The 23284-nt window shown below is 65.0% G+C and carries 27 protein-coding genes; 13 read left to right on the top strand and 14 right to left on the bottom strand.

Going from position 1 to position 23284, the window contains the following annotated elements:
- Positions 1-178: 178 nt before the first annotated feature.
- Together map and RR_RS19195 are read right to left on the bottom strand one after the other, a co-directional pair.
- On the bottom strand, positions 179-1075 hold the full coding sequence (gene map, locus RR_RS19200; RefSeq protein WP_004963823.1) for a type II methionyl aminopeptidase: 897 nt from the start codon (positions 1073-1075) through the stop codon (positions 179-181).
- 42 nt (positions 1076-1117) lie between these two features.
- Entirely contained in the window at positions 1118-1960 is an 843-nt protein-coding gene (locus RR_RS19195; RefSeq protein WP_049939112.1) for an isoaspartyl peptidase/L-asparaginase, read from the bottom strand.
- Between the two features lie 150 nt (positions 1961-2110).
- Between RR_RS19195 and icd the strand changes: the two genes are divergently transcribed.
- Positions 2111-3373 carry an isocitrate dehydrogenase (NADP(+)) gene (gene icd, locus RR_RS19190; protein ID WP_004963830.1) on the top strand — a complete coding sequence of 421 codons (1263 nt, stop codon included), beginning with the start codon at positions 2111-2113 and terminating at the stop codon, positions 3371-3373.
- Between the two features lie 197 nt (positions 3374-3570).
- Here the strand turns inward: icd and RR_RS19185 are convergent, their stop codons facing one another.
- On the bottom strand, positions 3571-3798 hold the full coding sequence (locus RR_RS19185; protein ID WP_007189053.1) for a hypothetical protein: 228 nt from the start codon (positions 3796-3798) through the stop codon (positions 3571-3573).
- Positions 3799-3879: 81 nt separating this feature from the next.
- Here RR_RS19185 and RR_RS19180 point away from each other — a divergent pair, with 81 nt between their 5' ends.
- Entirely contained in the window at positions 3880-4104 is a 225-nt protein-coding gene (locus tag RR_RS19180; protein ID WP_004963836.1) for a hypothetical protein, read from the top strand.
- Positions 4105-4125: 21 nt separating this feature from the next.
- On the opposite strand, the gene RR_RS19175 is transcribed toward RR_RS19180, so the two are convergent.
- Complete coding sequence (locus tag RR_RS19175; RefSeq protein ID WP_007189054.1) at positions 4126-4923, bottom strand: hypothetical protein; 798 nt, start codon at positions 4921-4923, stop codon at positions 4126-4128.
- 37 nt (positions 4924-4960) lie between these two features.
- A complete protein-coding gene (locus RR_RS19170; protein WP_004963841.1) occupies positions 4961-5299 on the bottom strand; it encodes a cupin domain-containing protein in 339 nt (112 codons plus the stop codon).
- A 92-nt stretch (positions 5300-5391) separates the two neighbouring features.
- Here RR_RS19170 and RR_RS19165 point away from each other — a divergent pair, with 92 nt between their 5' ends.
- Together RR_RS19165 and RR_RS19160 are read left to right on the top strand one after the other, a co-directional pair.
- Complete coding sequence (locus RR_RS19165) at positions 5392-5916, top strand: DUF5817 domain-containing protein (RefSeq protein ID WP_007189056.1); 525 nt, start codon at positions 5392-5394, stop codon at positions 5914-5916.
- Positions 5913-6266, top strand: coding sequence for a hypothetical protein (locus tag RR_RS19160; RefSeq protein ID WP_007189057.1), 354 nt, complete (start codon positions 5913-5915; stop codon positions 6264-6266). Before RR_RS19165 ends, RR_RS19160 begins: the two co-directional genes overlap by 4 nt.
- A gap of 21 nt (positions 6267-6287) precedes the next feature.
- On the opposite strand, the gene hmgA is transcribed toward RR_RS19160, so the two are convergent.
- Entirely contained in the window at positions 6288-7505 is a 1218-nt protein-coding gene (gene hmgA, locus RR_RS19155) for a hydroxymethylglutaryl-CoA reductase (NADPH) (RefSeq protein ID WP_011224791.1), read from the bottom strand.
- A gap of 81 nt (positions 7506-7586) precedes the next feature.
- Between hmgA and RR_RS19150 the strand changes: the two genes are divergently transcribed.
- The 4 genes from RR_RS19150 to nadC all read left to right on the top strand — a co-directional run bounded on the left by RR_RS19150 (position 7587) and on the right by nadC (position 12860).
- On the top strand, positions 7587-9083 hold the full coding sequence (locus RR_RS19150; RefSeq protein ID WP_011224790.1) for an amidohydrolase: 1497 nt from the start codon (positions 7587-7589) through the stop codon (positions 9081-9083).
- 269 nt (positions 9084-9352) lie between these two features.
- The gene (gene nadA / locus RR_RS19145; RefSeq protein ID WP_011224789.1) at positions 9353-10477 is read left to right on the top strand and encodes a quinolinate synthase NadA; all 1125 of its coding nucleotides are present in this window, start codon (positions 9353-9355) and stop codon (positions 10475-10477) included.
- A 2-nt stretch (positions 10478-10479) separates the two neighbouring features.
- Complete coding sequence (locus tag RR_RS19140) at positions 10480-12039, top strand: L-aspartate oxidase (protein WP_011224788.1); 1560 nt, start codon at positions 10480-10482, stop codon at positions 12037-12039.
- Positions 12039-12860: a carboxylating nicotinate-nucleotide diphosphorylase gene (gene nadC / locus RR_RS19135; RefSeq protein ID WP_011224787.1), complete on the top strand. Its 822-nt coding sequence runs from the start codon at positions 12039-12041 to the stop codon at positions 12858-12860. Before RR_RS19140 ends, nadC begins: the two co-directional genes overlap by 1 nt.
- Before the next feature lie 7 nt (positions 12861-12867).
- Here the strand turns inward: nadC and RR_RS19130 are convergent, their stop codons facing one another.
- A complete protein-coding gene (locus RR_RS19130) occupies positions 12868-13359 on the bottom strand; it encodes a pyridoxamine 5'-phosphate oxidase family protein (RefSeq protein WP_011224786.1) in 492 nt (163 codons plus the stop codon).
- A 91-nt stretch (positions 13360-13450) separates the two neighbouring features.
- Positions 13451-14185 carry a bifunctional helix-turn-helix transcriptional regulator/GNAT family N-acetyltransferase gene (locus tag RR_RS19125; protein WP_007189064.1) on the bottom strand — a complete coding sequence of 245 codons (735 nt, stop codon included), beginning with the start codon at positions 14183-14185 and terminating at the stop codon, positions 13451-13453.
- 186 nt (positions 14186-14371) lie between these two features.
- Here RR_RS19125 and RR_RS19120 point away from each other — a divergent pair, with 186 nt between their 5' ends.
- Positions 14372-15040, top strand: coding sequence for an RNA 2'-phosphotransferase (locus RR_RS19120; RefSeq protein WP_011224785.1), 669 nt, complete (start codon positions 14372-14374; stop codon positions 15038-15040).
- 17 nt (positions 15041-15057) lie between these two features.
- On the opposite strand, the gene gpmI is transcribed toward RR_RS19120, so the two are convergent.
- Positions 15058-16617, bottom strand: coding sequence for a 2,3-bisphosphoglycerate-independent phosphoglycerate mutase (gene gpmI / locus RR_RS19115; RefSeq protein WP_011224784.1), 1560 nt, complete (start codon positions 16615-16617; stop codon positions 15058-15060).
- Between the two features lie 171 nt (positions 16618-16788).
- On the opposite strand from gpmI, the gene RR_RS19110 reads away from it, so the two are divergent.
- Both RR_RS19110 and RR_RS19105 read left to right on the top strand, forming a co-directional pair.
- Positions 16789-17181 (top strand): DUF7522 family protein, encoded by a 393-nt coding sequence (locus RR_RS19110; protein ID WP_004963876.1) that lies wholly within the window; start codon positions 16789-16791, stop codon positions 17179-17181.
- A gap of 55 nt (positions 17182-17236) precedes the next feature.
- A complete protein-coding gene (locus tag RR_RS19105) occupies positions 17237-18487 on the top strand; it encodes a DNA double-strand break repair nuclease NurA (protein WP_004963878.1) in 1251 nt (416 codons plus the stop codon).
- A 5-nt stretch (positions 18488-18492) separates the two neighbouring features.
- Here the strand turns inward: RR_RS19105 and RR_RS19100 are convergent, their stop codons facing one another.
- Genes RR_RS19100 through RR_RS19085 form a run of 4 tightly spaced genes read right to left on the bottom strand, consistent with a single transcriptional unit; the run spans position 18493 to position 20388 of the window.
- Positions 18493-18795, bottom strand: coding sequence for a DUF7521 family protein (locus RR_RS19100; RefSeq protein ID WP_011224782.1), 303 nt, complete (start codon positions 18793-18795; stop codon positions 18493-18495).
- Positions 18795-19166: a winged helix-turn-helix domain-containing protein gene (locus RR_RS19095; protein ID WP_011224781.1), complete on the bottom strand. Its 372-nt coding sequence runs from the start codon at positions 19164-19166 to the stop codon at positions 18795-18797. The genes RR_RS19100 and RR_RS19095 overlap by 1 nt, the downstream gene beginning before the upstream one ends.
- A gap of 51 nt (positions 19167-19217) precedes the next feature.
- Positions 19218-19553: a DUF7113 family protein gene (locus RR_RS19090; RefSeq protein ID WP_011224780.1), complete on the bottom strand. Its 336-nt coding sequence runs from the start codon at positions 19551-19553 to the stop codon at positions 19218-19220.
- Between the two features lie 43 nt (positions 19554-19596).
- Entirely contained in the window at positions 19597-20388 is a 792-nt protein-coding gene (locus RR_RS19085) for an endonuclease/exonuclease/phosphatase family protein (protein ID WP_079891002.1), read from the bottom strand.
- A gap of 87 nt (positions 20389-20475) precedes the next feature.
- Between RR_RS19085 and RR_RS19080 the strand changes: the two genes are divergently transcribed.
- Both RR_RS19080 and RR_RS19075 read left to right on the top strand, forming a co-directional pair.
- Positions 20476-22326: an ATP-binding protein gene (locus RR_RS19080; protein ID WP_011224778.1), complete on the top strand. Its 1851-nt coding sequence runs from the start codon at positions 20476-20478 to the stop codon at positions 22324-22326.
- 69 nt (positions 22327-22395) lie between these two features.
- On the top strand, positions 22396-22827 hold the full coding sequence (locus RR_RS19075; protein WP_049939109.1) for a universal stress protein: 432 nt from the start codon (positions 22396-22398) through the stop codon (positions 22825-22827).
- Between the two features lie 2 nt (positions 22828-22829).
- On the opposite strand, the gene RR_RS19070 is transcribed toward RR_RS19075, so the two are convergent.
- On the bottom strand, positions 22830-23273 hold the full coding sequence (locus RR_RS19070) for a universal stress protein (RefSeq protein WP_049939108.1): 444 nt from the start codon (positions 23271-23273) through the stop codon (positions 22830-22832).
- Positions 23274-23284: the final 11 nt, after the last annotated feature.

Raw genomic sequence — 23284 nt, 5'->3', positions numbered from 1 at the left:
CGCGGTCTCTGACTGCGTGGCCACACACCCCCCACCCCACCCTTTCCGTACGCCACGCGGTCTCTGACTGCGTGGCCACACACCCCACCCCACCTTTCACGCGAATCCCAGAGCGATAGCACTGCTGCTCGAAAACAGTAGTCCGGTATCACCCGGCGGGTTCGAAGTCGGTGTCGCGTTACCGCGAGCGCGTCGTTACTTCACAGCCGTCCTCGGTGATGATGACGGTGTGCTCCTTCTGGCTGACGTACGCGCCGTCCTGCTCTTTGAGTACGGGGTAGCCGTGGACGATATCCTGCTGTTTCAGGCGGCGAAGCGCCATCTCCGCTCGCGGCGAGTCGAGCCAGCGGGCGGCGAACGGCAGTGTTCGGTACTCATCGGTGATCTGTTCGAGGACCTGTCGGGCCTGCCGGTTCCGGACTGACCCTTCCCGTTCGAGGGCGAAAATCTCCTCGTCAGCCCCTTCCTGCACTTTGCCGCGGCCGTCGGTGGCGAACGGCTCGATAGCGACCACGTCACCCACGTCGAGCGTCGCACCCTGTGCCACTTCGCGGTTCGGGATGTTCGGCGACGTGTGCTGTTCCCAGTGACCGAGTCCGTGGCCGGTAAGATTCACGACGGGGTTGTAGCCGTACCCTTCGATGACCTCCTCGACGGCTGCGCCGATCTGGCCCACATCAACACCCGGGCCGGCAACGTCCAGCGCGGCGTCCAAGGCCTCTTCGGGGGCTTTGGCGAGTTCGTCCTGCCCGGAGAGGTCGACCGTCACGGCGGTGTCGGCGAGCCACCCATCGACGTGGACGCCGATGTCGAGGTTGACCATCTCTTCGCCGAACGTCGCGTCGTCGTCGCGCTCGGGAGTAGCGTGAGCGGCCTCCTCGTCGATAGAGATGTTCACCGGGAACGCCGGCTTGCCGCCCAGTTCCCGGATCTTGTCCTCGGCCCACTGGGCGACTTCGAGGTGAGAGACGCCCACCTCAACGCGTTCGGCCGCCTCGTCGCGTACCTGTGCTAGAATTTCGCCCGCTTCGCGGCATTTCTCGTACTGCTCGGAATCGAAGTCCACGTCAGTCATGCACGCCGGTTAGTCGGTGGCGGGCAAAGGGGTTTCCCTCTGCTATTTCGTCGCGGTCTGCATTGCGGCGGTGTTCCGTTCGGCCCCGGTATGGCCGGCATGGTCGAGAACGATGACGCCGGCACGTCCACCGGTCGCGTCCTCGAACTCGGCGATGGCTTCTTCGGCGGCCTGTTTCGGGCCGTACGTGTCCAGTAGTTCGACAGCGCGGCGAGCCACCCCGAACCGGGCGATAGCCTCCCCCTCGCCGGTCGCGCTCGCACCACCGCGGCCGTCCGCGTAGAAGCCGGCCCCGACCTGTGGCACATCGCCGACTCGACCGGCCAGCGCGAACCAGCGCCCGGCGGTCGATGTCGCCGCCGCAAGCCGGTCCCCGTCGGTCGCGACAGCGCCGACGGTGTCAGTGCCGCTGAAATGCTCACGGACCCAGTCGAGGTGGTCAGCGGGGCCACCGTCGGGCGGGTCCGCGCGCTCGTATCGCTGCCGCGTCTCTGCAGTCGTGAGGTCCCGGCCGGTTTCGACACCTGTGCCAGCCGCGAACTCAACGGCCTCGTCGCCGGCAAGGAGGACGTGTGGCGTCTCAGTTGCCACAGTATGGGCTACATCCGCGGCGTGTACAACGCCAGACATTGCACACGCCGCTCCGACCCCGCCGTCGTCGGTCATCAGTCCAGCGTCAGTCCGGACTTCGCCGTCGCTCTGGATTGCCCCACCGACGCCGGCATTGAATGCTGGGTCTGATTCAAGTGGCCGAAGCGCGGCCAGCACCGCGCCCATCGGACGCGCCGCCTCCGTTGCCTGTTCAGCGGCATCGGTAAGCGTTTTCTGTCGGGTGGCCGGTGACTCTGGTGGACTGCCCGCGCCGCCGTGGACGATGACGTGCATGCGGACCCGTTGACACACGAAAGGCATATCACCTCCGACCATTGCGATAGTGACGTGCTGGCGTGCGGTCGTGCCCTTTCTTTACGCACTGTGTTACCACGTCTGAGGGAAAGCGGCACGCCTTTAGGGGCGACTGTCAATTGGCGGAATATGGGCTACGATTACGACAAAGTGGAGGTTCCCGACGAGGGACAGCAGATTCAGGTCACGGAGGACGACGAACTCGACGTTCCGGAAAACCCGATTATCCCTATCATCCACGGGGACGGTATCGGGACCGACGTGGGTCCGGCCGCACAGAAAGTGCTCGAAGCCGCCGCGAACGCAACCGGTCGTGACATCTCTTGGATGCGCATCTACGCCGGCCAGTCCGCCCGAGACAAGTACGACGAGAACCTCCCTGATGACACCGTCGAAGCCATCAAAGAGTTCAACGTCGCTATCAAGGGCCCGCTAACGACACCGGTCGGCGCTGGCTTCCGCTCGCTGAACGTCGCACTTCGCAAGACGCTCGACCTCTACGCGAACGTTCGCCCGACCTATCACATCGAGGGCGTCCCGTCACCGGTCAAAGACCCCGAGGAGATGGACATGGTCACCTTCCGGGAGAACACCGAGGACGTCTACGCCGGCATCGAGTGGGAGGCCGGCACCGACGAAGTCGAGGAGGTCAAGGAGTTCGTCGAGGACGAGATGAACTTCGACGAGACCATCCACGACGGCCCGGTCGGCATCGGCGTCAAGCCGATCACCGAGTTCGGGACCAAGCGCCTCGTCCGTGAGGCCATCGACTACGCCCTCGAAGAGGACCGCGACAGCGTCACGCTGGTCCACAAGGGCAATATCATGAAGTTCACTGAGGGAGCCTTCCGTGACTGGGGCTACGAGGTCGCCGAAGAGGAGTACGGCGAGCACGTCATCACCGAGGACGAGCTGTGGGACGAGTACGACGGCGAGGCGCCCGAGGACTCACTGGTCGTTAACGACCGCATCGCCGACAACATGCTCCAGCAGCTCCTGACCCGTACCGACGAGTACGACGTCATCGCGACGATGAACCTCAACGGGGACTACATGTCCGACGCTGCCGGCGCACAGATCGGCGGCCTCGGCATCGCCCCCGGTGCGAACTTCGGTTCGGCCCGCTGTCTCGCAGAGCCGGTCCACGGCTCCGCGCCGAAGTACGCCGGCGAGGACAAGGTCAACCCGACCGCAATGATCCTCTCCGGCCGCCTCATGCTCGAATACATGGGCTGGAAGGACGCCGGCCAGCTCGTTCGTGACGCCGTCGAGGAGACCATCTCCTCTGGCAACGTCACCTACGACCTCGAACGCCAGATCGAAGGCGGTACGAAGCTCGCCACCAGCGAGTTCGCCGAGAAGGTCGTCGAAAACATCGAGAAACTTGCATAAGCAAGTTTCTGGGCTCTGGCGGCAAAGCCGCCAGAACATCGAGAAGCTCGCATAAGCGAATCGCGCTGACCACCCGAACTCTACATTTTTAGTGCGCGTTACAGCCCGAAAGTGACGACACAGGCGAGTATCATTTGGAGAACAGCGCTATCTCTCGGGAGTTGCGTTTCTTATGCAGCACAGCCGTCCGAGAAGCGTTACTCGGTCAGCGGCATAACTACGCCAAACACGAGCGGCGAGAGAAGTCCGACGAGAATACCGAGCATTTCCATGTCGACTAGCAGGGTGTCGCCCCAGGCGGGGAGCGTCCCGAGAACGGCGCTTCCGGCGACTTCGCCCGCGATGCCGAGGAGGAACAGCCCTGCCCCGAGCATGAACCCGCGCTTCGCGAGTGTCGCGTAGTCCGCGTTCCAGTTTTGACTCATACAGGTCCGTCCTCGTGGACCTACTAAGCTCTCTCGGATCGAAAGAGCTACAAACGCGTTCGGAATGATATCTGGGCACACATGGTCTCAGAATCGATTCCAGAGCTACTTGAACTCCTGCTCTCGACGCTGCTCGCAGCCGGGCTAACCGTTGGCGGGGCACTCACCGAACAGGCCGCTCTCGCCGACCTGTCCGGCGGCGTCTCCGCGTTCGCTACCTGGGAGGTGTACATGGGCCTGGTCCTCCTGTACGCCGGCTATACCCTCGCATCGCGGCGAGTGTTTCCCGCGCTCGGCAGCGCCTGAGTGTTCGCTGCAGGCAGACTCTTAGTCCTGAAGCGACCGCTGAGTTGTATTTTCGACCCACTCTGGCTGTCTCACTGTCGTCGACCCGATGTGTCGGAGCCGCATCTCTTGGGTGACACGAACCTGTCGGTCGCTCCGTTTAGCATCGAAGGCCAGCCGAAACGCGGAAACGGTGCCATCGTGGTTGACGCGAAGTCGGACGGAGACGTTGCGGGGGTCGCTCACGAACAGCGGTGTGTTGAGTCTGTCAGGGTTCCGAAAGCGGGTGCCGACGAGGACGACGCCGCTGTCACTTCGGTCTGCAACGGAGAGAGCGACGGCTTCTCCGACGGCACGTATCGTCCGGCGCTCCGAGAGGTCCGAGACCGGGCCGTCGTCGCGGACAGACCACTTGACCTGGCTGCGGCGGTTCACTCGCTCGTCGTACTGGGCCGCAACGATGGAACCGTTAGTCCAGTAGTCAATGCGGGTGGTGAACGTGTTCAACTCCGTGCCGTTCTGGCGGAACTGCCCTGCGTACGTCGTCTTGTTCACCGCGACGTAGCGGGTGTGGTTGGACCGCCGGAGTACTGTCCCGTTGCTGTCAGTGACCCACTGGCGAGTGACCAGCGTGTAATTCGTCGTCGCAAGCGTCCGCTCGTGGGTGCTGGCCAGCGTTGACGGAACCACTGCGTCGTCGCTCACGCCCGGCGGATACCCGACCCCGTCGGTCGGCACCGCTGCCGGCGTGACCGTCTCGGGACTGTCTTGCTGGACGAACCCAGAACAGCCGGCGAGTACGAGCGCGAGCGTCACGATAGCAACCACTGCTCGCGTCATTGGTTACCATACAGCTGGAGGACTCAAACAGTTGTGGTTAGTCCTGCCAGTCCGGATTCGGCCTCGGCGGACTAAATACGTCGATACCACGGACCGGCTCCTCGCCGTCGTTGCGCGCCTCGTGTGGTTCCTCGCTCGGGACCACGTAGGAGTCACCGGGACCAATGACGTACTCCTCGCCGTTAACGTGGAAGGTAAAAGTTCCCTTCACAACGTAGCCGACCTGCTCGTGGCGGTGGCTGTGCTCCGGGACGGCCGCGCCGGGTTCGATATGAAACTGCTGGACGCTCATCTCCTCTCCGACGGCCATCTGTGTCAGGTGCACGCCGTCGACTGCTTCGACTGTCTCACAGGCCGCCTGTGGTACTTCTTCCATGCTCAGCTATGTCATGTCCGCCGCACCTAAGCCTTCGTCCCCCGGCATCGGACGTCGGTGGATTCAGTACCGTCCGGCCCTGACGGGGAGGTATGTATGCGGTCGTCGGGTGTAGTGAGTGCAGCGCGCTGTGGGTCACCGAGGGGCGACCGGAGACGACCCAGTGCCCGCGGTGTGGCACGCGCCGCAAACACGAGAAGCGTCGGAAGTTCGTCGAGACGGACGACGAGGCCCACGCCCGAGAGGTTCGGGCGTCGATGCTTGCGAACCGCCAGGGGGAGGGCGACGCCTTCGCGGAGTTGGACTCCTACGCCGAGATGGAGCGGCAGGTCGACGACGCGGGCGTGGACGACGAGACGTATCTCGAAGATTCGGGGGTGGACACCGACGCCGTGTCGGCGGCTGCCGACCGCGCCGAACAGGGAGCGACGGGCGGGTCGAGCCGTAAGGAGACGGTCACGAACGCGTTGCGGGCACTGGACGAGCCGACCGAAGACGATATCGTGGGCTACGCCGAGGAGCGTGGCGTCCCGGCGTCGTACACCCGGAAGGCGTTGAAAAAGCTGGTTCGTGCCGGCGAGGCATCGGAGAGTCGGGGGCACTACCGGCTGCTATGACCGCAACACTGGATTTCGAGCCCGGACCGGTCGCAGTCGGGACGCTCGTCGGTCTCTCGGGACTGCTGTTCTTGCTCACGCCAGTCGTCGAACCCGTCGCAGTCGGCTCGTTGCGGGTGAGCACGGTTGCGCTCTCGGCGGTCGTTCTCACGCTCGGGTTCGCACTGGGCACGGTCGTGTTCGCTCGCCGGGGCCGCCGGCTGTTCGCCGTTGCCCACGGTGTCTTCGCCGTCGCGTGGGCGCTGCTCGTGCTCGGCCCGCTACTTGGGCAGGAGGCGCTCCTGCTCGCCGGTGTCGTCGTGCTCGTTGCGGGGGCCGGCTTTCTGGTGAGCCAGAGCCGGGAGCGATAGCGCACCGCCCCGAAGCCGGGACTACCGCCCGAGGTCAGCGTGCGCCGAGGAGAGGTGGCGCGAGGACAGCGCCGCAAGCAAAGAGAGTTCGCCGGCCAGCGCGCCGGCGGCAATAACTTCGGCGAGCGCGTCGGCGTTGCTCCCGGCGGGGTCGCCGCCACCGCTGTACCCCAGCACGTCCAGCGCTTCGGACTGGGTTGGCAGGCCCGTCCCGCCGCCGACGGTCCCGACCTCCAGCGATGCGATGGTGACCGAGGCGTACAGGCCGTCCTCGCGGGCGTCGACCGTCGTGATAGCGTTGCTCCCTTCGACGACCTGTGCCATATCCTGCCCGAGCGCGAGGAAGGCGGCGGCGACGACGTTGGCGGCGTGAGCGTTGAATCCTAACGCACCGGCCTTTGCGGAGCCGACGAGGTTCTTTCGGGTGTTGGCCTCGACGATGGCGTCGGAGGTCGTATCGAGTCGGTCCTCGACCTGCTCATGGGGAATCAACACGTCCGCGGCGACGGTGCGGCCACGCCCCTCGACGGCGTTGATGGCAGCGGGCTTCTTATCCGAACAGAGGTTGCCCGAGAGCGCCACGAGGTCGGCCGGCGTCTCGGTCTCGACGACATCGCAGGCCGCCTCTGTTGCGATGGTCGCCATGTTCATCCCCATCGCGTCTTTGGTGTCGTAAGAGAAGCGCAGGAAGACGCTGTCGCCGACGACGTAGGGTGTCACGTCCTGTAGCTCGCCGTGGCTCGTCGTTGATTCGGCGGCGTCGGCGAGGACATCGACGTGTTCGCGGACCCAGGCCGACACCTCGCCCGCCTCAGCCACGTCCTCGACGCGGAACACCGGCGCGCGGGTCATTCCGGATTTGAGGACGCGGGCGGTCGCGCCGCCGGCGTTGCGGATGGTCGAGACGCCGCGGTTAACCGAGGCCAGCAGCGCGCCCTCGCTGGTCGCCAGCGGGAGGTGGTGGTCACCCTCGGCGGCCCCGCCGTCGACGGGCAGCGGGCCGACAACACCCATCGGGACCTGTGCCGCGCCGACCATGTTTTCAATGTTGCTCTCGGCGTCGGCGGCGTCGAACGTGTAGTCGCCGACCGCAGAGAGGTCCGTGTCGGTCTCCTCGGCCAGCAGGTGTCTGCGGGCCGCCGCCGCAACGTCGGGCTCGGCGTGGTCTTCCAGTTCGTAGAGCCGCAACTCACCGTCACGAACGCGCTCTGCGAGCGCGACGACGTCGGAGTCGGTCATACTGACCGGTGTGGCTTCGGGACTCCTAACAGTTGCTCTTGGCAGGCCAAGCGTTTTGCAGTCGCCGCGCCCGGAGTCTGTATGGTCGACCGCGTATTCACGAACTGTGAGGTACGGCCGCTATCCGGCGACGACCCGGCGTCCGCGGTTGCAGTGACGGACGGCACGGTTACCGCCGTCGGTGACCCGGACGAACTCTTGACAGCGGGTGCTGAGACCGTCGATTGTCGCGGTGGCGTGCTGTTGCCCGGCTTCGTCGACGCCCACACGCATCTTGACATCGTCGGCCGGCGTGCGGTCGAAGCCGACCTCGCCGGGGCAGACGGCCCGGACAACTGCATCGACCGGCTGCTGGCGGCCGACGACGGCGAGGGCTGGGTTCTGGGCTTTGGCTACGACGAGAGCGACTGGGACGGCGAGCTGCTGCAGGCGGCGACATTGGACCGGGTGAGCACTGACCGCCCGGTCGCAGCCGCGCGCGAAGACATTCACACGGTATCTGTGAACCACGCCGCGCTGGACACGCTGGACCTGCCCGACGACGGCGTCCGCACCGAGGACGGCGCGCCGACCGGTGTGCTCGTCGAGGAAGCCGCTGAGGCCGTCTTCGACGCCATCGCGCCCGACTACACACAGACTCAGGAGTACCTGCTGGCCGCACAGGAAGTGGCCCTCTCAAAGGGAATCACCGCCGTTCACGACATGGTGCGGCAGTCGCACGCGCCGCGGGTATACCGCGATCTAGATAACGAAGACACTCTCTCACTGCGAGTCCGGCTCAACTACTGGGCAGACCACCTCGACGCCATACGGGAACTCGGCTTAGTGACGAACCACGGGAGCGACCGAGTGCAAACGGGCGCTATCAAGGCGTACATCGACGGGTCGCTCGGGGCTGGAACCGCGCGGCTTCGGACCCCCTACGCCGACAGCGATAGCGCCGGCGAGTGGCGGACAGACCCGGACGCACTCCGGGAACTCGTGTCGGCGGTTGACGACGCGGGCCTCCAGTTCGCCGCTCACGCCATCGGTGACGCGGCCATCGACGCGCTGCTCTCGGCTATCGAGTCGGTCAACGCCGCGGACGAGCGCCACCGCGTCGAACACGCCGAAGTCCTCACCGGCGACTTGGTGGAGCGACTGGCAGCGTCGCCGCTGGTCGTTTCGGCCCAGCCGAACTTCCACCGCTGGGCAGCGCCGGGCGACCTGTACGACGAGCGCCTCGGCGAACGTCGCGGGCTGACGAACCGGTTCCGCGACCTCGTGGATGCCGGCGCACAACTGGCCTTCGGGAGCGACTGTATGCCACTTTCCCCGCTGTATGGTGCTCAGCAGGCCGTTACCGCGCCGGAGCCGAGCCAGCGACTGACAGTCGGCAAGGCGCTCCGGGCGTACACCAGCGGTGCTGCCTATGCGGGCTTCGACGAGGACCGGATGGGGACAGTCACACCGGGGTCGGTCGCGGATTTCGCTGTGCTATCGGCCTCGCCGTGGGAAGTACCGAACGGGAAGATTTCGGACATAGACGTCACAATGACCGTCAGCGCCGGGGACATCGTATTCGACTCCGGGGACTGAATCAAACAAAGGGCGGTATCGAAGCGCCGCGGTTCTTGTTGTTCGGTAACAAACAACTTGATTCAGCAATACGGGGTATAGAACCGGATAAGTCGCCAAAGCCGGATATAAAACCAGAGCGGTCACCAATCCCGGAAACAAAAGTATACTATCCACCGATATTGGATACACAATTTCCTCCGCCACCAACTAGCTTCTTTGAAGATAAAATCTTTTCACGAAGTAGTTACGAAGTGTGAGTACCCACAGGTGGATACAACGTGCCCGAAATGGAAACCGCCGCGTTCGAGACGGATCTTAGCCTCTTCAAGTATGACAACCTCGAGCAGCTCCCGCCGTCGTACCGGGACCTCGATGCGGACGAGCGGACCGAACGCATCGAGAGCGCGCTCGCCGAGCTTGGCGATGATGTGGTCATCCTCGGCCACAACTACCAGCGACAGGAGATTGTCGAACACGCCGACTTCATCGGCGACTCCTACCAGCTCTCGAAAGAAGCCGCCCAGTCCGACGCCGACTACGTGATTTTCGGCGGCGTGACGTTCATGGCCGAATCCGCAGACATCATCACGGACGACGACCAGTCCGTGATTCTCCCGTCGATGGAGGCGTCCTGCCCGATGGCCGGCATGGCCGAGGCGCTGCAGGTCGACGCCGCGTGGGCGGAGCTGACCGCGGCGCTCGACGACGAGGAAATCATCCCAATCACGTACATGAACAGCTACGCCGACCTCAAGGCCTTCTGTGCCGAGCAGGGCGGTCTGGTCTGTACCTCCTCGAATGCGCACAAGGCATTCGAATACGCCTTCGAGAAGGGCGACAAGGTGCTGTTCCTACCCGACAAGCACCTCGGTGAAAACACGGCCCACCGGCTCGGCATGGCCGACGAGACCGTCGAGTGGGATCCCTGGGACGCCGAGGGCACCGACGCCGCCGACGCCGTCGAAAACGACGTCATTCTCTGGGAGGGGTACTGTCAGGTTCACGAACGCTTCCGCGAGCACCACATCGAATCGATCCGCGAGGACTACCCCGACGCGAACGTCATCGTCCACCCCGAGTGTCGCCGCGAGGTCGTCGAGGCCGCCGACGTGGCCGGCTCCACGTCGACTATCTGTGAGTCCGTCGCCGAGGCCGACCCCGGCGAGACGTGGGCCATCGGCACGGAGATTCACCTCACGCACCACCTCCAGCGGTGGCATCCCGACGTGAATGTCGTCCCGCTGTGTGGCGACGCCTGCATGGACTGCAACGCTATGCGCCAGATCGACCCGAACTACCTCGCATGGGTGCTTGAGGAACTGGTCGAGGGCCGCGAGCGCAACGTCATCGAAGTCGCGCCCGAGGAGAAGGAACTGGCACAGGTCGCGATGGACCGAATGCTAGAGATCTGACCATGACGGACGACCCGATTACGACGGATGTGCTGGTCATCGGTTCCGGTATCGCCGGACTGGCGGCAGCGCTCGCTGCGGCCCGCGAAGGCGACGACGTGACGCTTGCCACGAAGGCGACCCGCCCGGAAGGCTCCTCCTCTTGGTGGGCACAGGGCGGCATCGCCATCTCCCGAGATACGCCCGAAGAATTCAAAGACGACATCATGGCCGCCTCCGACGGCACCGCCGACCCCGACGCCGTCGATGTGCTGGTCGAGAACGCCAACGAGGCCGTCGAGGACGTGCTGCTTGAGACCTTGGACGTCGAGTTCGACCAGAACGGCTCGGGCCACGACTTCACCCGCGAGGCCGCCCACAGCGAAGACCGCATCCTCCACGTGGACGCCTCGACGGGCAAGCACATTCACGTCCCGTTCCTGAACTACATCGACGACCACGACGGCGTGGAGATTCTGGACGACACCGCCGCGCTCGAACTCATCCGTCACGAGGGGCGGGTCCACGGCGCGATGCTCGAATCCGACGGCGAGGTCGACCCGTACTTCGCCGGCAGCGTCGTGCTGGCGACCGGCGGCATCGGCGACCTCTACCCGCGGACGACGAACCCCGACAACACGACCGGTGACGGCATCGGCATGGCCGCGCTCGCCGGAGCCGAGGTCGAGGATATGGAGTACGTGCAGTTCCACCCCACGGCCTGTACGCTCGATAGCGAGCCACCCCGTGGCTCGGACGGAGGCGGTGGAACCGCCGGAGCGGGCGACGTGGCCTTCCTCGTCAGCGAAGCCGTCCGCGGCGAGGGTGGTCTGCTGCGCAACGGCAAGGGCGAGCGGTTCATGCCCGACTACCACGCGGACGCCGAACTCGCGCCCCGCGACGTGGTGGCCCGGGCAGTCAAGGCGGAGCGAGAGGCGACCGGTGAGGTGACGCTGGATGTCTCGCCGCTTGACTTCGCCGAAGAGTTCCCGAACCTCGCAGACCGCTGTAAAGAGCACGGCATCGACTGGACAGACGGCATTCCGGTCGCGCCCGCCGAGCACTTCCTCTGTGGCGGCATCAACGTCGACGACCGCGGCCGGACGACGCTGGACCGACTGTACGCCGTCGGCGAATGCTCCCGGACCGGCGTCCACGGCGCGAACCGCCTCGCCAGCACGTCCCTGCTCGAAGGGCTGGTCTGGGGCCTGCGGGCTGGCGGGGACGCTGCCGGGGCCGACCCGGAGCCAATCGAAGCGCCGGAACTGCTCGAACGCGACCCGGACCTGCCAGAGCGGTTTGCCCGCGACAAGTTCCAGCGGCTGACCCGCGTGATGGCCGAGAACGTCGGCGTCGAGCGCGACCCCGCGGACCTCCAGCGCGCGATGGCCGTCCTCCGCCGGCTCAAGGGCGAGGTCGACGCCTACGTCCGCACGCGAACCAGTCGCTCGCTGTACGAACTCCGCCACGCGAGCGTCACCGCCCTGTTGATCGCGCGCCACGCCGCCGAAAACGAGGAGAGCGTCGGCACGCACAATCTCGTGGACGCGAGCGAGGAGCCGCCGGAGTCCACGGCCGACTGATGCTTACCGACAGTGACATCGAGCGGTGGCTCCGCGAGGACGTGGGCCACCACGACGTGACCAACGATGTACCCGGGACGACCGAGGGCCGTCTGGTAGCGAAAGCGTCCGGCGTGGTGGCGGGCCTCGACGCCGCCACCGCGGTGTTCGAGTATCTGGACTGCGCGGTGGAGACATCGGTCGACTCCGGGTCCGCCATCGACGCTGGCGACGTAGTGCTTCGCGTCGACGGCCCCGCGCAGTCGGTGCTCCGCGGCGAGCGCGTCGCCGTGAACATCACCGGCCATGCCTCGGGTGTGGCGACGAAGACCCGGGCTGCTGTCGATGCCGCGGAATCGGTTGCGACGGATTCCGGGTCCCGCATCGCCGGCACCCGAAAGACGACCCCGGGCCTGCGCGGCGTCGAGAAGCGGGCGGTGGCAGCCGGCGGCGGTGACACCCACCGCCTCAACCTCTCGCACATGGTGATGGTCAAGGACAACCACATTGCCGAAATGGGCCTCGTTGACGCTATTGAGCACTTCCACGAGCGAGTCTCCTTCGCAACAAAACTCGACGTCGAAGTCGAAGCCCCGGAGGACGCGCCGCGGGCCGCGGAAGCCGGCGCAGACATCGTCTTGCTGGATAACATGTCCCCTGCTGAGACCGAGCGGGCTGTCGACCTCGTAGCGGCGTCCGATGCCGATGCGCTCACCGAAGCCAGTGGCGGTATCACCGTCGCGGACGTGCCGGCCTACGCCGAGACAGGTGTGGACATCATTTCGATGGGGTCGCTGACCCACTCCGCGCCGACGCTGGATTTCTCCTTCCGAACGGGCTGAGTCCCGGTTACTCCGGCCGACTCGACGAGGATTCAGACCTGAGTTCGGGCGGGAGTTCGAGTTGCTTGATACCGGCCCGGTCATCGATTTGGAACCGGTACAGCGCTGTGGCCTCCGTCTCGGCCGCCCGCTCGAACACGTCAGGCTTCCATGAAGTGTCAATCTGGCCTTCGATTGCCCTACGTTCGTCGTCAGGGACTCGCTCGATGGTCCCCGTCAGCAGGACGCTGCGCCAGTTGAACGTCGTCTCGATATCATAGATGAGGAACCGGGCAACGTCCGCCTGGTCGCTCACCGTCACTTTCCGGCTGTCGCTACCGAGAACGTAGACGAAATAGAGCGCAGACTCGCCGTCGTACCAGAAACTGAGCGGGCGCAATAGCGGCGCGGAGTCGGTTGGGACGCCGAGCACGCCGATACTCTTGCGTTCGAGCGTCTTTTCGATATCCCCGCTGTCCATCTGGAGCATCCCGTACTCTTCTAGTTGCTCAAATGTCATGCCAGCACTTGTCGGTAGATAATCATAAAGCCACAGGGCGCTGGCTCGGGGGTCGCTATTCACCACACGGTGAGACGCTATACAGTCCGTCTCAGTCCAACTGGCGGGCCAGCATCACCTCGTCGACCAGTTCGCCCCGAATTTCGTAGTGGTCAGTGCGGACAGCCTCAGTCGTCCAGCCGACCGCCTTCAGAAAGTCGATTGCTCGCTCGTTCGTCGCCGGCAGGCTGTTGTACACCTTCCGACAGCCACGGCTTGCGGCCCATTCGACCCCGCGGTGAAGCAGGTGACTGCCGATACCATGGCGTCGGTACGTCTCCATCACGCCGAGCGTGAGTTCGGCCGTCGACGCGAGTTCGTCCACTTCGGACATGGCGACGTGGACCCAGCCGACAACATCGTCGTCCACCGTGGCGACGAACACGACGCGACAGCGGTTGGGACCCCACCGGACGAGCGTGTCCTCGTAGGCCAGTTGCTCCGCGACGCCGGCCGCGATAATATACGGCGCTTCACTGGTCACGTCGCGTATCGTGCCGACGACGCCGGAGAGGTCCGACGGCCGGGACGGGCGTATCTCGTAGCTAACGCCGGCTTCGTAGTGTTCGGCCGTCTCACCGCCATGAAGTGCCACGGTGAGCTTCCCGTCCTCGGTGGCCTCGATGAGGTCGTCCCGTTTGAGAATGGAGACGTGGTGCTGGAACCGCTCGGGGTCGACACTGATAGCTTCGGCCACCTCGGCGGGCGCGACAGGGCCGTTCCGTTCCACAAACCGGTACACGTCGGACCGCTCACCGCCGAGTTCGAGGTCTGTTGGGGACGGCATCTCGCTATGGCCCACTGATGACTGTATCTACTTGAAGCTACCCAGCACCGTCACCTGCAATTGCAGGCCGCCTTGCCAGCAGCGCTGCCGTGGCCGCCGGTGAAACCGGCTGGAACAGGTGTCTGTGTCGCAGAAAACTGGCACGTCCGCGTGACGCTTTTGTATGGTCGTGGCTCATTCTCGACTATGCCAGACGCGGTCCGCCGCTGTCCCGAAGACGGCTTCTTCGAGGGCGACACGTGCCCGGTTTGTGACGGAGCTGGGACCCACATTCTCGACGGCGCACGGCGACGACAGCTCTCGAAGTTCGTCTCGGGCGCGCTCAGACATTTTCCCGAAGACGCAGGCATCGAGGTAGACAAAGCGGGGTGGACGGGCTTCGATGCCCTCCGTGTCGCAGTCGAGCGACAGTACGACTGGGCTGATGCTGCGGCACTGGCCGGCGTCATCGCCACGGACCCGAAAGGGCGATTCGAGCGGACGGGCGTCGGCAATGAAGCAGGAATTACGACCGCTGGCGGCCGTGTTCGCGCGGCATACGGGCACTCCGTCGACGTGACCCTCGACGGGACCGATGACCCCGTTCCGGCGACGCTGTACCACGGGACCGCCCCGCGGAACGTCGATTCGATACGTGAGGCGGGACTGAAGCCGATGAGCCGCCAGACGGTCCACCTTTCCGAATCCGCCGCGGCGGCCCGGGAGGTGGGGCGTCGCCACGCCGCCGACCCCGTCGTGTTCGTCGTCGACGCCACGGCAATGCAGTCCGATGACCGCCGAATCGTCAAGCGCGGAACCGAGACGTACACAACTGACCGCGTGTCGCCGGTGTACCTTTCGCTGCTCGAAAAATAGCGTGGTTGCGTCGCCCGCTACTCGACCAGCGGCGTGCCGGTCATCGCGTCCGGCCGGTCGATACCCATGAGCGTGAGCATCGTCGGCGCGAGGTCGGCCAGCGTCCCGCCGTCACGGGCAGTCCGACCGCCGGCAGTTCCGTCGGGAGAGAGGTAGATGAACGGGACGGGGTTGGTCGTGTGGGCCGTGTGTGGGTCGTCTTCCGTGCCCATATCGTCGGCGTTCCCGTGGTCGGCACAGATGAGTGCGTGACCGCCAGCAGCCCCAATTGTCTCGACCAGTCGCCCGAGCTGTTCGTCAACGGCTTCGACGGCGGTCACCGCCGCGTCGAAGTCGCCGGTGTGGCCGACCATATCGGGGTTGGCGAAGTTCAGGACCATCGCGCTGGGGTCCTCAGTCTCGATGAACTCGATAGCGGTGTCGGCCAGTTCCGGCGCGCTCATCTCTGGCTGGAGGTCGTAGGTCGCCACGTCAGGGCTATCGACGATTTCGCGGCTCTCGCCGTCGAACGCGACCTCACGGCCGCCGTTGAGGAAGTAGGTGACGTGGGGGTACTTCTCCGTCTCGGCCAGTCGAATCTGTGTCTTCCCGGCTTCGGAAAGCACCTCGCCGAGCACGTCCGCAGGCTGGTTCGGTGGGAAGGCGACCGGCAGGTCGAACGTCTCGTCGTATTGCGTCATCGTCACCAGCCGGGTGTCCGGTGGCTCGGTGTCGGACCCCCAGTCTTCGGGTCGGATATCGCCGAGCATCCGGGTGAGCTGTCGGGCGCGGTCCGACCGGAAATTGAAGAAGACGACCGCGTCGCCGGCTTCGAGGCCGGCGTGGTCACCGACAGTCGTGGGTTCGATGAACTCGTCAGTGGTGTCGCGGGCGTACGACTCCGTGGCGGCCGTGACGGCCTCATCGGCGTGGTGGTCGCCCTCTCGGTGAACGATGGCGTCGTAGGCCCGGCGGGTCCGTTCCCAGTTCTGGTCGCGGTCCATCGCGTAGTAGCGTCCGCAGACGGTGGCGACGTGGCCGGTCCCGTGTTCCTCGACGTGGGCTTCGAGGTCGGCGAGGTAGTCCTCGCCGCCGGTCGGCGAGGTATCCCGGCCATCGGTGAAGGCGTGTGAGACAGCGTCAGTCCCGCGCTCGCCGGCGAGTTCGATGAGTGCGTGCAGGTGGTCCTGATACGAGTGGACGCCACCGTCCGACACGAGGCCCATGAAGTGAACCCGGCCGCCGTGCGCCTCGGCGTGCTCGAAGGCCGATAGAATCGTTTCGTTCTCGAAGAACGGCGGGTCCTGTGCGTCGTCATCGGGCGGGGCTTCGCCCCGCGAGCGGGCGATACTGTCGCTGACGCGAGCAGAGTCCTGCTTGACGACGCGGCCGGCCCCGATGTTGAGGTGGCCGACCTCTGAGTTGCCCATCTGGCCCTCCGGGAGACCGACCCGGCGGCCGTGGGTGGTAAGCGTCGACGCTGCGCCCGCGTCTCGGTAGCGGTCGAAGTTCGGCGTGTCGGCGGCGGCGACGGCATCCCGGACATCGTCGTCCGGATTCAGGCCCCACCCGTCCAAGATGATGAGTCCGGCGTCCATATCCAGTGGGTCACGCGACCGGCCTAATACACTGTCGGTCAGTCCCGAACGTGACGGTCGATAATGCGAAATTCGGCGGTGCTGGTGGGGCTATCCCCCCGCCTCCGCCCCGCTATCGTTGTCGGTATCTGGAACCCTGAAATTAAGAGGGTGGCCCGCCTTCGGTCGGGCATGACTCGAAATATTCTCTCGGAGGATCTGGCCGACGCAATCGTTACGACAGCCCGGACGGCGACGGGCGACTCGCTGCGCTCGGTGACGTATTTCACACGTGCGAACTTCGAGCAGCTCTACCTGCGGGACGACCTCGAACAGGACGCCGACCTCAACGACTTCGTCGGCCACGAATGGCAGGGGTACAAGCAGACAAAAAACGCATACCAAGAGTCCGAGCTGGGCGACTATCGCTTCACCGTGCGCGCGTTCTCCAACGGCTACCTCGTGCGGGCGACGACCGAACGCCAGGGCGTGCTCATCACCACGGACGGCCTGACGATGCAGTCCTACGAGGAAATCGCCGAGGCCATCGAACGCCTGCTCCGCGAGGAGTCGGGCAAGGAGTAACCACCGAATCGGCGGGTGACCAAAGGGTTATGCCCGTCCCGGCGAACCCACGGGCATGACGCTGGACCCGGTTCACGTCGACGGAATCGCCAAGCTCGCCGGGCAGGTACGCGAGACCGTCGAGACGAGTGACCAGGAGGCGGCCGCCGAGGAGGTGTGGGACAGCTTTCTCGACCCGCTGTGGCAGGACGGAACGAAGATTCTGGAGCCGCTGGACGAGCAGCGCCGCCGGAAGGTCCCTATCGAGGATATCGCGCTGGCAGACCCGCCGTTTCCGACCCAGCACGGCCTGGATTCGGGGACGATCAATCCGACGACGTTCAAGAATGGACTGGTGCTGGACGTGGCGCAGGCTGCGATGGGCAGTGTCCCATCAGACGTGGAACTCCACCGGGGCCGGACCATCATCATGGCCGTCCACTCCAACGACGCGACGCTGGGATTCGACGGCGAGTGGCAAGGCGGGGACCGCGGCTACGCCAAACGGCGCGTCCTCGACGTGCCACAGGTCGACCGCTACGAGCAGCGGGTCGTCCACGCACTGGCGCTGTACCTCGCGGAGAGCCGGCACGCGCTGACCAACGCCGACGTGGTCGAGGACCTGTTCATCCTCGACGGCCCTATCTATCCGACCGGCGTGCTCCGCTGGGCCGACCGCGACACCGAACTGGCCGACCTGCTCGCGGAGGACGACCGCCCCAAAACGGTCGTGAACAACTACGTCGACCTCGTCGAGCGGTTCGTCGAGCGGGACGTCCCGATGGTCGGGTTCATCAAGAACTCCTCGACGAAGGCCCTCACGCGGGCACTCCGGCGCAAGACCAACGCCCCGTGGGTGAACGACACTGCTTTTTTCCGCCGAATCCTGGAACGCCGCGACGACGAGGGCGAGCGCCAGACCGACTGTCTCACTGCGACGAACTGGTTCCGCTCGCGGGGCGGCACTGACGGCATCATGGCCGCCGACGGTGACGCGCTGGGCATCGAGCGGTCGCTCGACCCCGAGGCCTACGAGGTGACGTTTTTCGTCCTCTACGACCCGCGTTCGGACCTCGTGTTCCGCGTCGAGGCCCCGTACGCGTTCACCAAAGACCCAGAGTGCCGGACCAAACTCACACGGCAGATACTCCACGACGTGGCCCGGGAACAGGGGCCGCCGCTGGCAATCGGAAAGGCCGACGAGCTCGCCAAAATCGACCGGCAGGGCAGCGAGGAACTCACCCGCCGCATCGAGCGGACCTTCGAGACCGACCGGGAGCGGGAGTACAACGACATCCGGTGGGGCGCCGTCGAAGAATCGTTCTGAAGGGGCTAGTCGCGACGGGCCAGAACGATAGCGTAGAGGAGGACGAGGAGACCGACGAGTTCTGTGATAGTGCCCGGAAGGGGAAACACAATTCGCGGGAGAACCTGCACGGCGCTAAGGGTAACAAGGTACGAGACGAAGGTGAGGAGGCTGATTCCGATAGCCAGTGCGAGCATGGAGCGGGTCCGCCGTCGTCGGTAGCCAACGAGCGCCAATGCAGCAATGAGCAGTCCGACCCCCGTCTGTGCGAGGTGGAACGCAGTGTTTACGGTGACCCACGTTTCGGCGGAGAGGCCGGCAAACTCCATCAGAGGCCCTCCCAGAGGTCTACCAGCGCGTCGGCGAACTCGTGTGTCTTTGACTCGACGGCAAGGCTGACATCGAAGGTCCCGTCGGTGAGACACACGGTGAGTTCGTCCATCTGTGCCTCGTACACGTCTACATGGTGCCCATCGTCCGCGATTTGCGTTCGAGCGGCGACGAGGCCGCAGTCCTCAAGCGCGTCGAGACGGCGATACACGGTCGAGAGTGACATCTCGCAGTCGTTGCTGAGTTCAGTTGCTGTCATCGGTCTGTGACCCGTGGCTGCAAGGAGCGCGCGAGCGTATTCGTCGTCGAGGAGGGCAAACACCTCAGTCGGGGACGGGTCCTCGGCCACGCGCAGTAGTTCACCCGGCATCGTCGTATAACTCACCGGTCGTTCGCTGACTCAGAAAACGGGCCACTCCGACTACGCCGTCTCGGCCTGCTGTACCGTCACGTCGACCGTCTCGCCGGCGACGCCGAGCCGGGCGAACTGCGTTCGGACGTGTTCCTTGGCCGCGTCGATGGCCGCATCGCGCGTCTCGAAGCCGCGGGGCATCGGGGACTCGAAGGCGATTCGTATCTCGCGGTCGCCGATGGACTGGACCTGCCCGCCGCTCTCGACCTCGTAAAAAGCGTCACAGACCCAGACGTAGGGCGTCCCCTCGTCCGGCGCGCCCTTGAACTCGGGCGGCTCCTCACCCGGTTCGTACAGCGTCCCGGTCACCGCCGTCCCGCCTGCCGTCCCCCGAATAAGCAACATAATCCTATATAGGGGCCCCAACGGCAAAAGATTCTCCCCCGGCTCAGGGCTCGCAGTCGACCACGACGGGCAAGTGGTCGGAGCCGTAGTGGTCGTCGTCGCGGTCGGCGATGACCGCTCTGGTGTCGACGGCCACGTCCTCGCTGACGAACACGTGGTCGATACCCATCTCGGGGAGCAGGTCGTGGAAGTCGGTTCGGCTTGTCGTCGGGCCGTGGGTGACGGTCGCTGTGTTGCGGGTGTCAACGAGCCGGCGGCCGTCCGGGAGTTCGTGCCCCTCGGCGCGCTCGTAGGCCGGTTCACCGACGACACAGTTGAAATCACCCATCACCACTGCGGGCGCATCCCGGGTGGCAGAATCGAGATGGTCAAGCACCAGTTCGATACCCTCGACACGCGCGTCAGCCCCCTGATGGTCGAGATGCGTGTTCAGACACAGGAGGTCATCGTCGGTGTCGCGGTCACGAAGGCGGGCCCAGGTCGCCACGCGGGGATAGGCAGCGTCCCAGCCGACGCTGCTCGGCTCGGCGGGCTGTTCGGAGAGCCAGAACGTGTTCGTGGCCGCACAGTCGAAGCGCTCGGCCCGGTAGCCGATGGCCGTGTGCTCCCCGCCGGCATCGACGGATTCCCGTGGGTCACCGACCCACTCGTAGCCGTCCAGCAACACCTCTAGCTCCCGGAGCTGGTGTGCCATCGCCTCCTGCACCCCGATAATATCGGGATTGTGATACTGGATGGTCCCCGCCACCAGCCGCCGCCTGTGGGGCCACCCGTCTACCCCATCCCCGGCAGTATCGTACCGCACATTGAAAGACATCACCCGCGTCGGCTTCATATGCGTTCGTTGACAGCCATCCGGGTAAGGTTTCACATTCATGCTGCTGGGGAAAGGTGTTAATCCCCGGCTACCCTGAACTGGGGTATGTCCGACCTCGGGGATTTCACTGATTTCGACGGCGACGACGCGGCGGCTGACGACGAGGCCGCACAGTCGGCCGAGACGGCCGATGACGGTGATGGGGCTGTCGATGCGTCGGAGGAAACCGACCCGACAACACAGTCTGCAGACGATGACTTCGAAGATATGGATGTGACACCGGCCGGAACAGACACCGGCCTCGGCGTCCTCTCGGCCGCGAACGGCCTCCGGATCAGCGAGGAAGCGGAGGAAACGGTCCTCCGGGCGTACGTCACCGCGCGGAACCGCTCGCGTCTGCGCATCGGCACGTATCTACTCGTCCCATACCCAGGCGGTGAGCGCCTGTTCTGCCGCATCAAGGCTCTGGAGTACGCCCAAGAGTTCCATGCCGACGACGCGACCGAAATCCACGCCCGGCGAGCGATGCGCGAGCGGGGCATCGACGAGCGGGATTTCAAATTCATCGCCGAGCTTGAGCCGGTTGCAGTGCTGTACAGCGACGGTGGCGAACTCAAACGTCGGATGACTGACCGGGTGCCAAAACCCGAAACCGTCGTCCGGGAGGCCACCGACAAGTCCGAGATCAAGACCGGCCTGAAGATTCCCGAGGACGGCGTCTTTCTGGGCCACCTTGCCGTCGGCGGCGAGAAGGTCCGCACCGCCGCCGAGCCGCCGACCATCGACTACCGGCTGAAAGACGACTACGTCGCCGGTGACCCGCTCGTGTTCCGGCACACCCTCGTTGCTGGCGGGACCGGGTCCGGGAAAACCCACAGTTCGAAGAACGTCCTGCGGCAGTATCTCGGTCGGACCTACGAGATGGGCGACGGCCGCACACCCGAACTCGCCGTCGTCCAGTTCGACCCCCAGGACGAGTACGCCCAGATGCACGACGACAACCCCGAGATGACCGACGAGTTCGAGCGGCGCTGTGAACGGGAAGGCATCGCTTACGGCGGGCACGACGACACTATCGCCTTCGTTCCGAAGGTGGCCGGGGCCGACTACAACGCCAGCCACCACCGCGCCGAGCAGGTGGAGTTCACGATTCCGTTCTCACTCGTCCACGACAATCCCTGGCTCATCGCCGGGTCAAGCCTGAACGACAACCAGTACGGCGCGCTGGTGAACACACTGCTCCCGCGGTTCAAGCGCGAATACGGGGAGGGCGGGACCTACAGCGACTTCCGGACCTTCCTCGGAGACCCCGCGCTCAAGGAGGAACTGGACGAGGCGGGAGACGTGCACGAGGCTACGTTCGACGCCGTCAAGCGCCGCGTTCAGGGCTTTGGCGCGGTTTTCGACCAGGACGCCCGACCAATCACCGACCAGATTTCGCAGTTCGTCCGCGACGGCGGGCTGACGGTTATCCCGACGTACCACATCACGGACTCCCGGACCGCATCGACAATCGTACTGGCCGTCTCCAGCCTGCTCATCGACCAGAAGCTCTCGAACGACCCGGACTACGACCGCATCAAGGAGACGCCGCTCGTCCTCGGGATGGACGAGGCCCATAACTTCCTGACCGACGCCGACAGCGTGCAGGGCCGCAAGGTCATCGGGAAGTTCACCGAGGCCGCCAAACAGGGCCGCAAGGAGCGTCTCGGCCTGTACCTCATCACGCAGGACCCACAGGACATCGCCGACCCGGTGTTCAAGCAGATCAATACGACGATGGTACTCAACCTCGGCGACGAAGACGCCATCTCGGCGGTGAACATCCCCAGCAATCTGGAATCGAAGGTTCCCTACATGGAGAAGGGCCAGCGGGTCGTCTACTCGCCCGATAACTCCGAGCCAGTCGAACTCATCGGCCTGTCGACGTGTGTGACTCGCCACGGGCGAGACTGACAGACTGCAGGCCCACTCGCCGATTGCAGCGGGCCGAAGATTCAAATCGGCCCCAGCGGAATGGGGCGTATGGCAAAGCGAATCCTTGTTCCGGTCGACAGCTCAGACCAAGCATCGGTAGCCTGTGAGTTCGCAGCCGAAGAGTATCCGGACGCGACACTCGTTCTCCTGCACGTCATCAACCCCGCAGAGGCCGGCTACAGCGCGGAGGCATCGATTCCCTCGTTCTCCGAGGAGTGGTACGAGACACAGAAGGCAACGGCGGAGGACCTCCTCGACGACCTTGAGTCGGAAGTGACCGAGGCCGGTGTCGAGTCCGTCGAACGCGTCATCGAGGTCGGGCGACCAACAAAGGTCATCGTGGAGTACGCGGATGACCACGACATCAGCCAGATCGTCATGGGGAGTCACGGCCGCTCGGGAATGTCTCGCATCCTTCTGGGTAGCGTCGCCGAAATCGTCGTCAGACGGGCGTCCATCCCCGTAACTGTCGTCAGATAGCGCTACGGGTGCCGGACGATATGAACGTCGTATTCAGGGTCTTCTGAGACCGGCGAGCCGACGCTACAGACCGGCGTCGACACCCGCCCGGCGTTTTCACTGCCGATGAACACGATTGAGGCCTCCTCTTCGTGAGCGACTTCTCTGATTGTCCGGGTGATATTCGTCGTCGTCGATGCCATCGAGCTCACGTCTTCCGGGACCTCATAGCGGAACGACGCCGCCGGGGCGACTGACTCGGCTTGCTCTCGCATCCGGTCGGCGACCGCCTCAACAGTGAACGCCTCATCCGCGTCGAGCCAGCCGTGTTCCCGCGCGTACGCCGCATCGTCCGGAATAACAGACAGTGCAGTGATATCCTCATCGCGGTAGTCCGCGAACTCCATCGCCCGCGTGAGCGCGGCTTTCGACAGGGCCGAGCCGTCAAAGGGAACGAGTAGTACCATATCCCACTTGT

The sequence above is a fragment of the Haloarcula marismortui ATCC 43049 genome, from assembly GCF_000011085.1.
Lineage (GTDB): Archaea > Halobacteriota > Halobacteria > Halobacteriales > Haloarculaceae > Haloarcula > Haloarcula marismortui.
Note: the sequence above shows the minus strand (reverse complement) of the source record. Positions and strands in the feature narration are given on the sequence as shown.

Excerpts from the sequence above, each read along its gene's own strand:
- nadC (WP_011224787.1), top strand. The coding sequence starts at position 12,039 with ATGCTTACCGACAGTGACATCGAGCGGTGGCTCCGCGAGGACGTGGGC.
- nadA (WP_011224789.1), top strand. The coding sequence starts at position 9,353 with ATGGAAACCGCCGCGTTCGAGACGGATCTTAGCCTCTTCAAGTATGAC.
- RR_RS19170 (WP_004963841.1), bottom strand. The coding sequence starts at position 5,299 with ATGGAAGAAGTACCACAGGCGGCCTGTGAGACAGTCGAAGCAGTCGAC.
- RR_RS19130 (WP_011224786.1), bottom strand. The coding sequence starts at position 13,359 with ATGACATTTGAGCAACTAGAAGAGTACGGGATGCTCCAGATGGACAGC.
- map (WP_004963823.1), bottom strand. The coding sequence starts at position 1,075 with ATGACTGACGTGGACTTCGATTCCGAGCAGTACGAGAAATGCCGCGAA.
- RR_RS19095 (WP_011224781.1), bottom strand. The coding sequence starts at position 19,166 with ATGCCGGGTGAACTACTGCGCGTGGCCGAGGACCCGTCCCCGACTGAG.
- RR_RS19075 (WP_049939109.1), top strand. The coding sequence starts at position 22,396 with ATGGCAAAGCGAATCCTTGTTCCGGTCGACAGCTCAGACCAAGCATCG.
- RR_RS19070 (WP_049939108.1), bottom strand. The coding sequence starts at position 23,273 with ATGGTACTACTCGTTCCCTTTGACGGCTCGGCCCTGTCGAAAGCCGCG.
- icd (WP_004963830.1), top strand. The coding sequence starts at position 2,111 with ATGGGCTACGATTACGACAAAGTGGAGGTTCCCGACGAGGGACAGCAG.
- RR_RS19150 (WP_011224790.1), top strand. The coding sequence starts at position 7,587 with ATGGTCGACCGCGTATTCACGAACTGTGAGGTACGGCCGCTATCCGGC.
- RR_RS19100 (WP_011224782.1), bottom strand. The coding sequence starts at position 18,795 with ATGGAGTTTGCCGGCCTCTCCGCCGAAACGTGGGTCACCGTAAACACT.
- RR_RS19110 (WP_004963876.1), top strand. The coding sequence starts at position 16,789 with ATGACTCGAAATATTCTCTCGGAGGATCTGGCCGACGCAATCGTTACG.
- RR_RS19175 (WP_007189054.1), bottom strand. The coding sequence starts at position 4,923 with ATGACGCGAGCAGTGGTTGCTATCGTGACGCTCGCGCTCGTACTCGCC.
- RR_RS19195 (WP_049939112.1), bottom strand. The coding sequence starts at position 1,960 with ATGCACGTCATCGTCCACGGCGGCGCGGGCAGTCCACCAGAGTCACCG.
- RR_RS19120 (WP_011224785.1), top strand. The coding sequence starts at position 14,372 with ATGCCAGACGCGGTCCGCCGCTGTCCCGAAGACGGCTTCTTCGAGGGC.
- RR_RS19080 (WP_011224778.1), top strand. The coding sequence starts at position 20,476 with ATGTCCGACCTCGGGGATTTCACTGATTTCGACGGCGACGACGCGGCG.
- RR_RS19140 (WP_011224788.1), top strand. The coding sequence starts at position 10,480 with ATGACGGACGACCCGATTACGACGGATGTGCTGGTCATCGGTTCCGGT.
- RR_RS19185 (WP_007189053.1), bottom strand. The coding sequence starts at position 3,798 with ATGAGTCAAAACTGGAACGCGGACTACGCGACACTCGCGAAGCGCGGG.
- RR_RS19160 (WP_007189057.1), top strand. The coding sequence starts at position 5,913 with ATGACCGCAACACTGGATTTCGAGCCCGGACCGGTCGCAGTCGGGACG.
- hmgA (WP_011224791.1), bottom strand. The coding sequence starts at position 7,505 with ATGACCGACTCCGACGTCGTCGCGCTCGCAGAGCGCGTTCGTGACGGT.
- RR_RS19105 (WP_004963878.1), top strand. The coding sequence starts at position 17,237 with ATGACGCTGGACCCGGTTCACGTCGACGGAATCGCCAAGCTCGCCGGG.
- RR_RS19180 (WP_004963836.1), top strand. The coding sequence starts at position 3,880 with ATGGTCTCAGAATCGATTCCAGAGCTACTTGAACTCCTGCTCTCGACG.
- RR_RS19085 (WP_079891002.1), bottom strand. The coding sequence starts at position 20,388 with ATGAAGCCGACGCGGGTGATGTCTTTCAATGTGCGGTACGATACTGCC.
- RR_RS19090 (WP_011224780.1), bottom strand. The coding sequence starts at position 19,553 with ATGTTGCTTATTCGGGGGACGGCAGGCGGGACGGCGGTGACCGGGACG.
- gpmI (WP_011224784.1), bottom strand. The coding sequence starts at position 16,617 with ATGGACGCCGGACTCATCATCTTGGACGGGTGGGGCCTGAATCCGGAC.
- RR_RS19125 (WP_007189064.1), bottom strand. The coding sequence starts at position 14,185 with ATGCCGTCCCCAACAGACCTCGAACTCGGCGGTGAGCGGTCCGACGTG.
- RR_RS19165 (WP_007189056.1), top strand. The coding sequence starts at position 5,392 with ATGTATGCGGTCGTCGGGTGTAGTGAGTGCAGCGCGCTGTGGGTCACC.